Origin of the sequence: Escherichia fergusonii ATCC 35469, assembly GCF_000026225.1 — a bacterium.
Lineage (GTDB): Bacteria > Pseudomonadota > Gammaproteobacteria > Enterobacterales > Enterobacteriaceae > Escherichia > Escherichia fergusonii.
In genome coordinates this window covers 2,803,802-2,819,198 of sequence record NC_011740.1, presented here as the reverse complement: position 1 = coordinate 2,819,198, position 15,397 = coordinate 2,803,802, and the positions used below count along the sequence as shown (strand labels likewise).

The 15,397-nt window shown below is 51.8% G+C and carries 11 protein-coding genes and 1 pseudogene; 11 read left to right on the top strand and 1 reads right to left on the bottom strand.

Features of this window, described 5'->3' with window-relative positions; genetic code table 11:
- Positions 1–34: 34 nt before the first annotated feature.
- Genes EFER_RS24745 through recD form a run of 4 tightly spaced genes read left to right on the top strand, consistent with a single transcriptional unit; the run spans position 35 to position 8,422 of the window.
- Complete coding sequence (locus tag EFER_RS24745; RefSeq protein WP_255121708.1) at positions 35–157, top strand: hypothetical protein; 123 nt, start codon at positions 35–37, stop codon at positions 155–157.
- A gap of 15 nt (positions 158–172) precedes the next feature.
- A complete protein-coding gene (ptrA, locus tag EFER_RS13885) occupies positions 173–3,061 on the top strand; it encodes a pitrilysin (protein WP_001138269.1) in 2,889 nt (962 codons plus the stop codon).
- Complete coding sequence (gene recB / locus EFER_RS13880; RefSeq protein WP_001285970.1) at positions 3,054–6,605, top strand: exodeoxyribonuclease V subunit beta; 3,552 nt, start codon at positions 3,054–3,056, stop codon at positions 6,603–6,605. The genes ptrA and recB overlap by 8 nt, the downstream gene beginning before the upstream one ends.
- Positions 6,602–8,422, top strand: a complete 1,821-nt coding sequence (recD, locus tag EFER_RS13875; protein WP_000058017.1) for an exodeoxyribonuclease V subunit alpha — start codon at positions 6,602–6,604, stop codon at positions 8,420–8,422. The genes recB and recD overlap by 4 nt, the downstream gene beginning before the upstream one ends.
- A gap of 84 nt (positions 8,423–8,506) precedes the next feature.
- Here recD and EFER_RS13870 read toward each other — a convergent pair.
- Positions 8,507–10,225 (bottom strand): annotated as a pseudogene (locus EFER_RS13870) (flagellar biosynthesis protein FlhA); the annotation flags it as partial.
- On the opposite strand from EFER_RS13870, the gene lafU reads away from it, so the two are divergent.
- The 7 genes from lafU (at position 10,191) to prfH (ending at position 15,378) form a co-directional block, all read left to right on the top strand.
- Entirely contained in the window at positions 10,191–10,976 is a 786-nt protein-coding gene (lafU, locus tag EFER_RS13865; RefSeq protein ID WP_000207582.1) for a putative lateral flagellar export/assembly protein LafU, read from the top strand. The pseudogene EFER_RS13870 and the gene lafU overlap by 35 nt on opposite strands.
- A 70-nt stretch (positions 10,977–11,046) precedes the next feature.
- Complete coding sequence (gene dinB / locus EFER_RS13860) at positions 11,047–12,102, top strand: DNA polymerase IV (RefSeq protein WP_001226166.1); 1,056 nt, start codon at positions 11,047–11,049, stop codon at positions 12,100–12,102.
- 51 nt (positions 12,103–12,153) lie between these two features.
- Positions 12,154–12,447, top strand: a complete 294-nt coding sequence (gene yafN, locus EFER_RS13855) for a type I toxin-antitoxin system antitoxin YafN (RefSeq protein ID WP_000554758.1) — start codon at positions 12,154–12,156, stop codon at positions 12,445–12,447.
- A gap of 2 nt (positions 12,448–12,449) precedes the next feature.
- Positions 12,450–12,848, top strand: a complete 399-nt coding sequence (gene yafO, locus EFER_RS13850) for a type II toxin-antitoxin system mRNA interferase toxin YafO (RefSeq protein ID WP_001263502.1) — start codon at positions 12,450–12,452, stop codon at positions 12,846–12,848.
- A gap of 9 nt (positions 12,849–12,857) precedes the next feature.
- Entirely contained in the window at positions 12,858–13,310 is a 453-nt protein-coding gene (locus EFER_RS13845; RefSeq protein WP_001059849.1) for a GNAT family N-acetyltransferase, read from the top strand.
- A gap of 317 nt (positions 13,311–13,627) precedes the next feature.
- Positions 13,628–14,767, top strand: a complete 1,140-nt coding sequence (locus tag EFER_RS13840) for an RNA ligase RtcB family protein (protein WP_000521571.1) — start codon at positions 13,628–13,630, stop codon at positions 14,765–14,767.
- A complete protein-coding gene (gene prfH / locus EFER_RS13835; protein WP_000602110.1) occupies positions 14,764–15,378 on the top strand; it encodes a peptide chain release factor H in 615 nt (204 codons plus the stop codon). Before EFER_RS13840 ends, prfH begins: the two co-directional genes overlap by 4 nt.
- Positions 15,379–15,397 lie beyond the last annotated feature (19 nt).

Genomic DNA, 15,397 nt, shown 5'->3' with positions numbered 1-15,397 from the left:
TGTTTAAAAATTGCGCAAGCAGGTCGCTTACTCTATGATGCGCACCAGTCACGGACTGATTGTTATTTATACCGACGCTGAGCAGTTCAGCGGCATATTTTGTATTCTCCGGTTGATGCGCTTTAATGCGTTGATTCAGGTTGAAAAATATCGTTAATCATGAGGTTCGTGAATGCCCCGCAGCACCTGGTTTAAAGCGTTACTGGTTTTAATTACCCTTTGGGTACCTTTCTGTCAGGCAGACACCGGTTGGACACCTATGGCGGAAACCATCCGTAAAAGTGAAAAAGATAATCGCCAGTATCAGGCTATACGGCTGGATAACGGCATGGTGGTGTTGCTGGTTTCCGATCCTCAGGCGGTCAAATCGCTTTCAGCGCTTGTTGTACCTGTTGGGTCGCTTGAAGATCCTGACTCTTATCAGGGGCTGGCGCACTATCTCGAACATATGAGCCTGATGGGCTCGAAAAAATATCCACAGGCAGACAGCCTTGCGGAATATCTCAAAATGCATGGCGGTAGCCACAATGCCAGCACAGCGCCATATCGCACGGCTTTCTATCTTGAAGTAGAAAATGATGCCCTGAATGGTGCGGTTGATCGTCTGGCGGATGCCATTGCAGCCCCTTTACTCGACAAAAAATATGCCGAGCGCGAGCGTAACGCGGTAAACGCTGAACTCACTATGGCACGCACCCGTGACGGTATGCGCATGGCACAAGTGAGCGCCGAAACTATTAACCCGGCACACCCTGGGGCGAAGTTTTCTGGCGGAAATCTGGAAACCTTAAGCGACAAACCTGGAAATCCGGTACAGCAGGCGCTGAAAAATTTCCATGAGAAATACTATTCAGCCAATCTGATGAAAGCGGTTATCTACAGCAACAAACCACTGCCGGAGTTGGCGCAGTTGGCGGCAGAAACTTTTGGTCGCGTGCCAAATAAAGAGAGCCAAAAACCAGAAATCACCGTGCCGGTGGTGACCGACGCGCAAAAGGGCATCATCATCCATTACGTGCCCGCGCTGCCACGAAAAGTGGTGCGCGTGGAGTTTCGTATCGATAACAACTCCGCGAAGTTTCGCAGTAAAACCGATGAATTGATCACCTATCTGATTGGCAATCGTAGTCCTGGAACTCTCTCGGACTGGTTGCAAAAGCAGGGCCTGGTCGAAGGCATAAGTGCCAGTTCCGATCCTATCGTTAACGGCAACAGCGGCGTGTTAGCGATCTCGGCAACCTTAACTGATAAAGGCCTCGCTAACCGTGACGAAGTGATTGCGGCTATTTTCAGCTATCTCAATTTATTGCGTGAAAAAGGCGTGGATAAACAGTACTTCGATGAACTGGCGCATGTGCTGGATCTCGATTTCCGTTATCCGTCGATCACCCGTGATATGGATTACGTCGAATGGCTGGCGGATACCATGATTCGCGTACCGGTTGAGCATACTCTGGATGCCGTGAATATCGCCGACCAGTATGACGCCAAAGCTGTTAAAGAAAGGCTGGCGATGATGACGCCACAGAACGCACGAATCTGGTATATCAGCCCGAAAGAGCCGCACAATAAAACCGCCTATTTTGTCGATGCACCTTATCAGGTTGATAAAATCAGTGAACAAACCTTCGCTGACTGGCAGAAAAAAGCGGCAGGTATTGCGCTCTCTTTGCCGGAGCTTAACCCCTATATACCAGATGATTTTTCGCTGATCACGCCAGAGAAAAAATATGATCACCCTGAGTTAATTGTTGATGAGTCAGATTTGCGTGTGGTGTATGCCCCAAGCCGCTATTTTGCCAGTGAGCCAAAAGCCGATATCAGCCTGATTTTGCGCAATCCGAAAGCGATGGACAGTGCCCGCAATCAGGTCATGTTTGCGTTAAATGATTATCTGGCGGGGCTTGCCCTTGACCAGTTAAGTAACCAGGCTGCGGTGGGGGGAATAAGCATTTCCACCAATGCGAATAATGGCTTAATGGTTAACGCTAGTGGTTATACCCAGCGATTACCGCAACTTTTCCAGGCCTTGTTGACGGGCTACTTTAGCTATAGCGCTACAGAAGAACAGCTTGAACAGGCGAAATCCTGGTATATCCAGATGCTGGATTCGGCGGAAAAAGGAAAAGCATTTGAGCAGGCGATTATGCCAGTACAGATGCTTTCTCAAGTGCCTTACTTCCCGCGTGACGAGCGCCGCAAACTGTTGTCTGGCATTAGCCTGAAAGACGTTATGGCCTATCGTGAGACATTGAAAACAGGCGCGCGCCCCGAGTTTATGGTCATTGGCAATATGAGCGAAGCGCAAGCGAAAACACTCGCGCGTGACGTGCAAAAACAGCTGGGCGCAGAGGGTACTGAATGGTGTCGTAACAAAGACGTGCTGGTAGATAAAAAACAGTCAGTTATTCTTGAGCAAGCCGGAAGTAGCACTGATTCGGCACTGGCAGCTGTATTCGTTCCCACCGGTTATGACGAATACACCAGCTCTGCCTACAGCGCTATGCTGGGGCAAATTGTTCAGCCGTGGTTCTATAACCAGTTGCGTACAGAGGAGCAACTGGGCTATGCGGTATTTGCCTTCCCGATGAGCGTGGGGCGTCAATGGGGGATGGGATTCCTGCTGCAAAGCAGCGATAAACAGCCGTCTTACCTTTGGAAACGCTATAAAGATTTCTTCCCTGTGGCAGAAGCAAAATTGCGGGCGATGAAACCGGAAGAGTTCGCACAAATCCAGCAGGCTATTATTACTCAGATGTTGCAGGCACCGCAGACACTGGGCGAAGAAGCCTCGAAGTTAAGCAAAGATTTCGATCGTGGCAATATGCGCTTTGATTCACGTGATAAAATTGTGGCACAGATAAAACAGCTGACGCCGCAAAAACTTGCCGATTTCTTCCATCAGGCGGTGGTTGAGCCGCAAGGCATGGCTATCTTGTCGCAGATTTCTGGCAGCCAGAACGGGAAAGCAGAGTATGTGCACCCGGAAGGCTGGAAAGTGTGGGAGAACGTCAGCGCGTTGCAGCAAACAATGCCCCTGATGAGTGAAAAGAATGAGTGATGTCGCCGAGACATTAGACCCTTTGCGCTTGCCCTTACAGGGCGAGCGCCTGATTGAAGCCTCTGCCGGTACAGGCAAAACCTTTACGATTGCGGCGCTCTATTTGCGCCTGTTACTTGGATTAGGCGGAGCATCCGCCTTTCCCCGTCCATTGACAGTTGAAGAACTGCTGGTGGTGACCTTTACTGAGGCCGCAACCGCAGAACTGCGTGGTCGTATCCGTAGTAATATCCACGAATTACGCATCGCCTGTCTGCGCGACACTACCGACAATCCGCTGTATGCAAGCTTGCTTGAAGAGATTGACGATAAAGCACAGGCTGCGCAGTGGTTATTGTTAGCCGAACGGCAGATGGATGAAGCTGCGGTCTTTACCATTCACGGCTTCTGTCAGCGAATGCTCAACCTGAATGCCTTCGAATCTGGCATGTTGTTTGAACAACAACTGATTGAAGATGAGTCGTTGTTGCGCTATCAGGCTTGCGCCGATTTCTGGCGCCGTCATTGTTACCCGCTACCGCGTGAAATCGCTCAGGTGGTCTTCGAAACCTGGAAAGGGCCACAGGCACTGCTAAGAGATATTAACCGTTATCTGCAAGGTGAAGCGCCAGTGATTAAAGCGCCACCACCGGATGATGAAACGCTCATTTCTCGTCACGCGCAGATTGTGGCGCGAATTAACACTGTCAAACAGCAGTGGTGTGAAACCGTAGGTGAACTGGATGCGCTGATTGAATCTTCTGGCATTGATCGACGCAAGTTTAATCGTAGCAATCAGGCCAAATGGATCGACAAGATCAGTCGCTGGGCGCAGGAAGAAACAAACAGCTATCAACTGCCGGAATCGCTGGAAAAGTTCTCTCAGCGTTTTTTAGAAGATCGCACGAAGGCAGGCGGGGAAACGCCACGCCACCCCTTGTTTGACGCGATCGATCAACTGCTTGCTGAACCGTTATCGATCCGTGATCTGGTCATCACCAGAGCACTGGCGGAGATCCGTGAAACCGTTGCCCGTGAGAAACGTCGCCGTGGCGAGCTGGGCTTTGACGATATGCTAAGTCGGCTGGACGCTGCTTTGCGTAGTGAAAGCGGAGAGGCACTGGCGACGGCGATCCGTACACGCTTCCCGGTGGCGATGATCGATGAATTCCAGGACACAGATCCGCAGCAATACCGTATTTTTCGCCGTATCTGGCATCAACAGCCGGAAACGGCGTTGCTCCTGATTGGCGATCCGAAACAGGCGATCTATGCGTTTCGTGGGGCAGATATTTTCACCTATATGAAAGCGCGTAGCGAAGTCCATGCTCATTACACGTTAGATACCAACTGGCGTTCTGCGCCGGGGGTGGTCAACAGTGTGAACAAGCTTTTCAGCCAGACCGATGACGCCTTTATGTTCCGCGAAATCCCGTTTGTTCCGGTGAAATCAGCCGGGAAAAACCGGGGGTTGCATTTTGCTGTGAACGGTGAAAAGCAGCCTGCGATGAAAATGTGGTTGATGGACGGTGAATACTGCAGCGTCGGAGACTATCAAAGCACGATGGCGCAAGTTTGTGCCATGCAGATCCGTGACTGGTTACAGGCCGGGCAACGTGGCGATGCGTTGCTGATGAACGGTGACACATCGCGCCCTGTACGAGCCTCAGATATTAGTGTTCTGGTGCGTAGTCGGCAGGAGGCATCCTTAATACGTGATGCCCTTACCCTGCTGGCGATACCTTCCGTTTACCTCTCTAACCGCGACAGCGTTTTTGAAACACTGGAAGCCCAGGAGATGTTATGGGTTTTGCAGGCAGTCATGACGCCAGAGCGGGAAGATACCCTGCGTAGTGCGCTGGCAACGTCGATGATGGGGTTGAACGCGCTGGATATTGAAAATCTCAACACCAATGAAACTGCGTGGGATGCAGTAGTTGAAGAGTTTGATGGCTATCGGCAGCTCTGGCGCAAACGTGGTGTGATGCCCATGTTGCGAGCGCTGATGTCGGCGCGAAACATAGCCGAAAACCTTCTGGCAACAGCAGGTGGAGAGCGTCGACTGACTGATATTTTGCATATCAGCGAGCTATTGCAGCAGGCGGGAACGCAACTGGAAAGCGAACATGCACTGGTGCGTTGGTTGTCACAACATATTCTCGAACCAGACAGCAATGCGGCCAGCCAGCAAATGCGTCTGGAAAGTGACAAACATCTGGTACAGATCGTCACGATCCACAAATCGAAAGGGCTGGAGTATCCGCTGGTTTGGTTACCGTTTATCACTAATTTCCGTGTACAGGATCAAGCGTTTTACCATGATCGACAATCCTTTGAAGCCATGCTGGATCTCAGCGAGGCGAAAGAGAGCGTTGAGTTGGCTGAAGCAGAGCGTCTGGCGGAGGATTTACGTCTGCTCTATGTGGCGCTGACGCGTTCAGTCTGGCATTGCAGTCTTGGTGTTGCGCCGTTGGTGCGCCGTCGTGGTGATAAAAAAGGCCCTACCGACGTACATCAAAGTGCGCTGGGGCGATTGCTGCAAAAAGGAGAACCGCAGGATGCCGCCGGGCTACGGGCGTGCATTGAGTCGCTGTGTGATGACGATATCACCTGCCAGACTCCGCCTCGCCCCGATAATATCCGTTGGCACATGGTGGAATCCGCCAGTGAGGAACTGAGCGCCAGAAACCTGCAACGTTCACCGGGCGATAACTGGCGCGTTACCAGTTATTCTGGTCTGCAACAGCGTGGGCACGGTATTGCCCAGGATCTGTTGCCACGTCTGGATATTGATGCGGCGGGCACGGCTGTCAGTGAAAAATCAGAAGAACCGCAACTTACGCCACACCAGTTTCCCCGTGGCGCATCGCCGGGAACATTTTTACATAGCCTGTTTGAAACGCTCGATTTCAGCCAACCGGTCGATAGCGCATGGGTACGAGAAAAGCTGGAACTGGATGGTTTTGAGACCTGGTGGGAGCCAGTATTAACTGAGTGGATTGACGCTATCCTGCGTGCGCCATTAAATGAAACAGGTATCAGTCTGAGTCAACTGACTGAACGCGACAAGCAGGTAGAGATGGAGTTTTATTTGCCGATCACGAAACCCCTGATTGCAAGCCAACTCGATACACTGATTCGCCAGTTTGATTCGCTTTCTGCAGGTTGTCCGCCGCTGGACTTCTTACAAGTCCGCGGGATGTTAAAAGGTTTTATCGACCTGGTGTTCCGCCATCAGGGGCGTTACTACCTGCTCGACTATAAATCGAACTGGCTGGGTGAAGACAGTTCAGCCTACACCCAACAGGCAATGGCTGCGGCTATGCAGGAACACCGCTACGATCTGCAATATCAGCTTTATACGCTGGCGCTGCACCGTTACTTGCGTCATCGCATTGCTGATTACGACTATGAACGCCATTTTGGTGGTGTCATCTACCTTTTCCTGCGCGGCGTTGACCGCGATAATCCGCAGCAGGGCATTTATACCACCCGGCCCGATGGTGAACTCATAGCTCTGATGGACGACATGTTTGCAGGTGCTGACGTAGAGGAAACACAATGAGCCTTCAAGAATTATTGCTGAGCGCCGTTGAGCAAAAATTTTTGCGTCCGTTGGATGCGCAATTTGCCCTGGCGGTGGCCGGAGATAACGAGCCAGCTGTTGCGCTGGCGGCGGCCATCCTCAGCCATGATGCAGGTGAAGGGCATGTTTGCCTGCCCCTTTCTCGCCTTGTTAACAGTGATGAGCCACATCCACTACTGGCAATGGGCTTCAACAAATTTGACGCGCCGCAAGACTGGCAAAACTGCCTGTTGGCGTCAGAAGCAGTAAGCCAGGGCGAACGACCCACACCGATGATTCTGCATGGTGATCGCCTCTACCTGAATCGCATGTGGAGCAGTGAACGTACGGTGGCACGCTTTTTTAATGACGTAAATTACGCCATTGAAATTGATGAGCCACTACTGACACAAACGCTGGAGCGACTCTTCCCTTCCACAGGTGAAATCAACTGGCAAAAAGTGGCCGCTGCGGTGGCATTAACGCGGCGAATTTCGGTTATCTCTGGTGGTCCGGGAACGGGAAAAACCACAACAGTTGCAAAATTGCTGGCGGCACTGATTCAGATGATGGATGGCGAACGCTGCCGGATCCGCCTGGCTGCGCCGACAGGTAAAGCTGCTGCGAGGTTGACTGAATCTTTGGGTAAAGCACTGCGCCAACTCCCGCTAACCGACGAGCAAAAGACGCGTATTCCTGATGATGCCAGCACGTTGCACCGCTTGTTGGGTGCGCAACCGGGAAGCCAGCGTTTGCGTCATCATGCGGGAAACCCGTTGCATCTTGACGTACTGGTAGTGGATGAAGCGTCAATGATCGATCTACCGATGATGTCGCGGTTGATCGAGGCTTTACCTCCTCATGCCAGGGTGATCTTTCTGGGTGATCGCGATCAACTGGCTTCTGTAGAAGCAGGGGCCGTATTGGGTGATATCTGCGCCTGGGTCAGTGCTGGTTTTACCGCACAGCGCGCACAGCAATTATCTCGCCTGACGGGATGTGAAATACCCGCAGGCAAGGGGACCGAAGCGGCATCTTTACGAGACAGTCTCTGCCTGCTGCAAAAAAGTTACCGTTTTGGCAGCGATTCCGGGATTGGACAACTGGCTGCGGCGATTAATCGCGGAGACAAAACAGCCGTTCGTTCAATATTTCAACAGGAATTTAGCGATATCGAAAAACGCACGCTCACCAGTAGCGAAGATTACAGCGCGATGCTGGAAGAGGCGATTGCTGGCTATGGTCGGTATCTGCAACTACTGCAACAACGTGCTGAGCCGGAATCAATCATTCAGGCATTCAATGATTACCAGTTACTTTGCGCATTACGGGAAGGACCATTTGGCGTTGCCGGGCTAAATGAACGACTGGAACACGTGTTACAGCAAAAACGTAAAATTCATCGCCACCCTCATTCCCGTTGGTACGAAGGGAGACCGGTAATGATTGCCCGCAACGACAGTCCATTAGGATTGTTTAATGGTGATATCGGCATAGCGCTTGATCGCGGGCAGGGGATGCGAGTCTGGTTTGCAATGCCAGACGGAAGCATTAAATCGGTACAGCCCAGCCGTTTGCCGGAACACGAAACCACCTGGGCGATGACGGTACATAAGTCGCAGGGGTCTGAGTTTAATCATGCAGCGCTGATTTTGCCCACTCAGCGTACGCCTGTTGTGACAAGGGAACTGGTTTACACCGCAGTAACCCGCGCCCGTACACGCCTTTCGCTGTATACAGATGAACGCATTTTAAGTAGTGCAATTGCTACCCGTACAGAGCGTCGTAGCGGACTTCCGGCATTGTTCAGAGTTTAAACGTCACATGTTGTGATAAATATTGACTGCCGGATAAGGCATTTATGCCACATCCGGCAGTTGTGCAGCGCCCCTTAAAAGCCATCAACTCAACGCCCCCATAATCTTCAACTCCAGCTCGTCCGGCACTTCGTTATACGACAGCACATGCAACCCCGGCGCAAACAACTTCGCATAACGCGCCAGCAACGGGCGCAACTGCGGCGGCACCAGCAGCACCGGATCTTTCCCTGCCGCTTTCATCTGCTCTTTCACCTGCGGCATCGTGTTCTGGAACTGGTTGAGCATATTCGGGTCCACCGGCACGCTGTCGAGCATCACTTTGCCAGCCTGTTGCGCCTGATTCACCACATTGGTCAGCAGATTTTCCAGCTCATTATTCAGCGTATACACCGTCAGCTCCTGCTTGCGAACGAACGGATGGGTAATGCTCCGCCGCAGTGCCAGGCGCACATCGGCCGCCAGCAGAATATGATCTTTGGTGACGGTGCTACTGGCGACCAGCACGGTGGCGATGGTGACGATATCGCGCAGGGAAACGCCTTCAGTCAGTAGCGCCCGGTACACTTTCAGCAACTGGCTGTAATTCAGCGCCGCGCTCAAATCCTCCGACAGGCGCGGTGCCATCGACGACAAACGGTTATGCAGCTGAGTAATATCGTCATAGTTAAACAAATCAGGAATATAGCTGCGCACAATCTTATTCACATGTGTGGCAATTACGCTGGCGCTGTCGATCACCTGATACCCCATATTCAGCGCTTTCGCTTTCTGCGTAGGCTGGATCCAGGTGACCGGCATCCCATACGCCGGGTCGTTCCCCAGCACGCCGTCAATCTCACCGTAGGTTTCACTGGAGGGCAGGGCCATCAGTTTATCCGCCGGAATATCAGCTTCATCAGCCTTAATGCCGTTGATGAAAATGGCGTACTGGCTGGGCTTGAGGCGGAAGTTTTCGCGAATGCGGATCTCCGGCAGCAGCACGCCGTTGCCGTCGGAAATCACCTGCCGCACGCCGCGAATCCGCTGGGTGAGCGGGTTGCCCTGCGCTTTGTCCACCAGCGCCACCAACTTGTAACCGAGGCTTAAGCTGATGGGCTCGATCAGCGGAATGGTTTCCCAACTGACCTGTTGCTCGCTGGTTTCGGTGATGGTGCGGGTCAGCGTTTCGAGGCTTTTCTCTTCCGCCTCCGCCGCCTGCGGGCGTTTGCTCATCCGCCAGCCGGTAAAGCCAAGCAGGGCGCTGAACAGCAAAAACGGCAGGTGCGGCATCCCCGGCACCACCGCCAGCACAAACATGATCCCGGTGGCGGTGTAGAGCACCGACGGGCTTGCCAGCAGCTGGTGGCGCACGTCATGGGCGATATCGCCGTTGTCGCTGACGCGGGTGACGATAATTGCCGCCGCGGTGGAGAGCAGCAGGGACGGGATCTGCGCCACCAGCCCGTCGCCGATGGTCATCAGCACATACTGCTGGAAGGCGGCGTCGGCGCTCAGGTTGTATTTGAAGATCCCGATACAGACGCCGCCGATCAGGTTGATCGCCAGAATCATCATCCCGGCGATGGCATCCCCGCGCACAAACTTCGATGCCCCGTCCATTGCACCGTAGAAATCGGCCTCGCTGGCAACATCTTTACGCCGGGTTTGCGCCTGCGCCTGGTTGATCAACCCGGCGTTAAGATCGGCGTCAATCGCCATCTGCTTGCCGGGCATCGCGTCCAGGGTAAAGCGGGCAGAAACCTCGGAAATACGCTCGGCCCCTTTGGTGACGACGATAAAGTTGATAGTGAACAGCGTCAGTAAATCCGAGCGTGAAAGCATTATCGCCGCGCTGCACGGGCAGTCGATTTTCAATGGCGGCGGGCTGTCGCCGTTAAATAAAATCAGCCCTACGCATCCGCCGAAACCTGCCACCGTGGCGGTGCCGGAAGAGACGGAGAAAAAAGCGCGCGACGTCAACGAGAAAACGGCGCTACTGAAGAAGAAGTCCGCCACTGAGCTTGGCGAGCTGGCGACCAGTATCAACACCATCGCCCGTGATGCGCATATGGAAGCGAATCTGGAGATGGAGATTGTCCCGCAGGGATTGCGCGTGCTAATTAAAGACGACCAGAACCGCAATATGTTTGAGCGCGGCAGCGCGAAGATTATGCCGTTCTTTAAAACGCTGCTGGTGGAGCTCGCGCCAGTGTTCGACTCGCTCGACAACAAAATTATTATTACCGGGCATACCGATGCGATGGCCTATAAAAGCAATATCTACAACAACTGGAACCTTTCGGGTGACCGCGCGCTTTCGGCTCGTCGGGTGCTGGAAGACGCCGGAATGCCGGAAGATAAAGTGATGCAGGTGAGCGCAATGGCGGACCAGATGCTGCTGGACGCGAAAAATCCGCAAAGCGCGGGCAATCGGCGCATTGAGATTATGGTGCTCACCAAAAGCGCGTCTGATACGTTGTATCAATATTTTGGTCAGCATGGGGATAAGGTGGTGCAGCCGCTGGTGCAAAAGCTGGATAAGCAGCAGGTGCTTTCGCAACGAATGCGTTAAATGCTGAATCTTTACGCATTTCTCAAACCCTGAAATCACTGTATACTTTACCAGTGTTGAGAGGTGAGCAATGCGTAAAATCATTCATGTGGATATGGACTGCTTTTTCGCCGCGGTGGAGATGCGCGACAATCCCGCCCTGCGCGATATCCCTATTGCTATTGGCGGCAGCCGCGAACGTCGGGGGGTGATCAGCACCGCCAATTATCCCGCGCGTAAATTTGGCGTGCGTAGCGCAATGCCAACCGGCATGGCGCTCAAGCTGTGTCCGCATCTCACCTTGCTTCCAGGGCGCTTTGACGCCTACAAAGAAGCATCAAATCATATCCGCGAAATCTTCTCTCGCTACACATCGCGTATTGAGCCGCTGTCGCTGGATGAAGCTTATCTCGACGTCACCGACAGCGTACATTGCCACGGTTCTGCGACCCTTATTGCTCAGGAAATCCGTCAGACGATTTTCAACGAGCTGCAACTTACCGCCTCTGCGGGCGTTGCGCCGGTCAAGTTTCTCGCCAAAATCGCCTCAGACATGAATAAACCCAACGGTCAGTTTGTGATTACGCCGGCAGAAGTTCCGGCATTTCTGCAAACCTTACCGCTGGCAAAAATTCCCGGTGTCGGCAAAGTCTCGGCGGCAAAACTGGAAGCGATGGGGCTACGAACCTGCGGCGATGTACAAAAGTGTGATCTGGTGACATTGCTTAAACGCTTTGGCAAATTTGGCCGCATTTTGTGGGAGCGTAGTCAGGGCATTGACGAGCGCGACGTTAACAGCGAAAGGTTGCGAAAATCCGTCGGTGTAGAACGCACGATGGCGGAAGATATTCATCACTGGTCTGAATGTGAAGCGATCATCGAGCGGTTGTATCCGGAACTTGAACGCCGTCTGGCAAAGGTAAAACCTGATTTGCTGATTGCCCGCCAGGGGGTGAAATTAAAGTTCGACGATTTTCAGCAAACCACTCAGGAACATGTCTGGCCGCGGCTGAATAAAGCTGACTTGATCGCCACTGCGCGTAAAACCTGGGATGAACGCCGTGGCGGGCGCGGTGTGCGGCTGGTGGGGCTGCATGTGACGTTGCTGGATCCGCAAATGGAAAGACAACTGGTGTTGGGATTATGATGTATACTATTATGTATATTCTGGCGTGCATTATTATGAGGGTATCACTGTATGCATCGAATTCTTGCTGAAAAATCGGTCAATATCACTGAGTTACGTAAAAATCCAGCAAAATATTTTATTGATCAACCGGTTGCGGTTCTTTCTAATAATCGCCCCGCAGGATATCTCTTAAGTGCCAGCGCATTCGAAGCATTAATGGACATGCTTGCAGAACAAGAGGAGAAAAAGCCCATAAAGGCGCGTTTCCGTCCGAGTGCCGCAAGATTAGAGGAAATTACACGCCGCGCTGAACAATATCTTAATGATATGACGGATGATGATTTCAATGACTTTAAGGAATAAGGATGCGGGTATTCAAAACAAAACTTATTCGCCTGCAACTTACAGCCAAGGAACTTGATGCGTTAACGGCGGATTTTATTTCCTATAAGCGTGACGGTGTTTTGCCAGATATATTTGGTCGCGATGCACTCTACGACGACTCGTTTACCTGGCCATTAATCAAATTTGAGCGAGTTGCTCATATTCATCTGGCAAATGAGAATAATCCATTTCCGCCACAGTTGCGCCAATTCAGCAGAACAAATGACGAAGCGCATTTGGTATATTGTCAGGGCGCGTTTGATGAGCAAGCATGGTTGCTCATTGCCATTCTGAAACCTGAACCTCATAAACTGGCTCGAGATAACAACCAAATGCATAAAATTGGGAAAATGGCAGAAGCGTTTCGCATGCGTTTTTGAATTTATATTATGAATAATATACAAATAAGAGACTATCAGCCTGGCGATTTTCAGCAACTATGCGCTATTTTTATTAGAGCGGTTACGATGACCGCCAGTCAGCATTATTCACCACAACAAATTGCCGCCTGGGCGCAGATTGATGAACATCGATGGAAAGAGAAACTCGCGAAATCACAAGTGCGGGTTGCAGTCATTAATGCACAACCGGTTGGTTTTATTTCCAGCATTGAACATTATATCGATATGTTATTTGTTGACCCTGAATATACCCGCCGTGGGGTTGCCAGCGCTTTGTTAAAACCTTTGATTAAGTCTGAATCCGAACTTACGGTGGACGCCAGCATAACCGCAAAACCCTTTTTTGAACGTTATGGTTTTCAGACAGTTAAGCAGCAGCGCGTTGAATGCCGGGGAGCGTGGTTTACTAATTTTCATATGCGATATAAACCGCAACACTAAATCCAGCTTGCAATGAAAATAACGCCCGCCTAATATGTGCGCGTTTTCTTATTCCACAAACTGCAAGGAGGTAAATCATGAAAAATCCTTTATCAATGACTCTTTGCAGACCTTTCCAGGATTAATTCTTTTTTTCTTGCCCTGGATTCGTCTGCCATTTCCTGATTTTTATATTTATATACTCTAAATAATTCGAGTTGCAGGAAGGCGACAAGCGAGTGAATCCCCAGGAGCTTACTAAAGTAAGTGACTGGGGTGAACGAACGCAGTCGCAGTACATGCAACTTGAAGTATGACGAGTATAAATGGAATGATACATGGGCAAATATATTCGTCCCTTATCCGATGCGGTATTTACCATCGCATCTGATGACCTGTGGATCGAGAGTTCAGCGATCCAACAATTACACATCACGGCAAATTTACCCAACATGCAGCGCGTAGTGGGGATGCCAGATTTACACCCCGGACGCGGCTATCCGATTGGCGCAGCGTTCTTCTCCGTAGGCCGTTTTTACCCGGCACTGGTCGGCAATGATATCGGCTGCGGCATGGCGCTATGGCAAACAGATATTCTCGCGCGTAAATACAACGCCGATAAGTTTGAAAAGCGATTATCTGTGCTGGATGACGTTGCTGAAGAAAGCTGGCTGGAGGAAAACCTGCCGTCAGCGTTTGCACAGCATCCGTGGCGCTGCGCGCTTGGCTCTATCGGTGGCGGAAACCACTTCGCAGAACTGCAACAAGTTGATCAAATTATCGACGCTGAACTGTTTGCACTGTCAGGTCTGGATGCGCAGCATCTGCAACTGCTGGTCCATAGCGGCTCGCGTGGTTTAGGGCAGTCTATTTTACAGCGGCATATTGCCTCGTTTTCGCATCATGGTTTGCCTGAAGGCAGTGACGACGCGCTAAGTTATATTGCGGAACATGATGATGCGCTGGCGTTTGCGCGTATTAATCGCCAGCTGATCGCTTTGCGCATAATGCAACAAGTTAAGGCCAACGGAAATTCGGTTCTGGATGTGGCGCATAACTTTGTTAGCGCATGTCGAATCGGCGATCAACAAGGATGGTTACACCGTAAAGGGGCTACGCCGGATGACAACGGTCTGGTGATTATTCCCGGTTCACGCGGTGATTACTCCTGGCTGGTTAAGCCTGTTGCGAACGAAAAAACGCTCCACTCGCTGGCGCATGGGGCAGGGCGTAAATGGGGGCGCACCGAGTGTAAAGGGCGTCTGGCAGCGAAATACACGGCGACGCAACTCTCACGTACTGAACTTGGCAGTCGGGTAATTTGTCGCGATAAACAACTCATCTTTGAAGAAGCGCCACAAGCCTATAAATCGGCTGAAAGTGTGGTGCAATGTCTGGTGCAGGCCGGTTTAATTATTCCTGTCGCGCGACTGCGTCCGGTGCTGACGCTCAAAAACAGTGGAGGGAAAAAAGGATGATCTTGCTACAACTCTCCTCAGCTCAGGGGCCGGAAGAATGTTGTCTCGCAGTGAAAAAGGCACTGGACAGGCTGATTAAAGAAGCTGCCCGACAAGACGTCGCGGTAACGGTGCTGGAAACAGAAACGGGTCGCTACTCTGACACACTGCGTTCGGCGCTGGTTTCACTTGATGGCGATAACGCATGGGCATTAAGCGAAAGTTGGTGCGGCACTATTCAGTGGATTTGCCCAAGCCCGTATCGGCCTCATCATGGGCGCAAAAACTGGTTTCTGGGCATTGGGCGTTTTACCGCTGATGAGCAGGAACAATCGGATGCAATCCGTTATGAGACGCTGCGTTCGTCGGGGCCGGGCGGTCAACATGTCAATAAAACCGACTCGGCGGTACGCGCCACGCATCTGGCATCCGGGATTAGCGTGAAGGTTCAGTCAGAGCGCAGCCAACATGCCAACAAGCGACTGGCGCGATTACTGATTGCCTGGAAGCTGGAACAACAGCAACAGGAAAATAGTGCGGCGCTGAAATCGCAGCGGCGAATGTTCCATCATCAAATTGAACGTGGCAATCCGCGACGGATATTTACCGGGATGGCTTTTGTTGCTGTGTAATTGAGGAATGTCTCCCGCC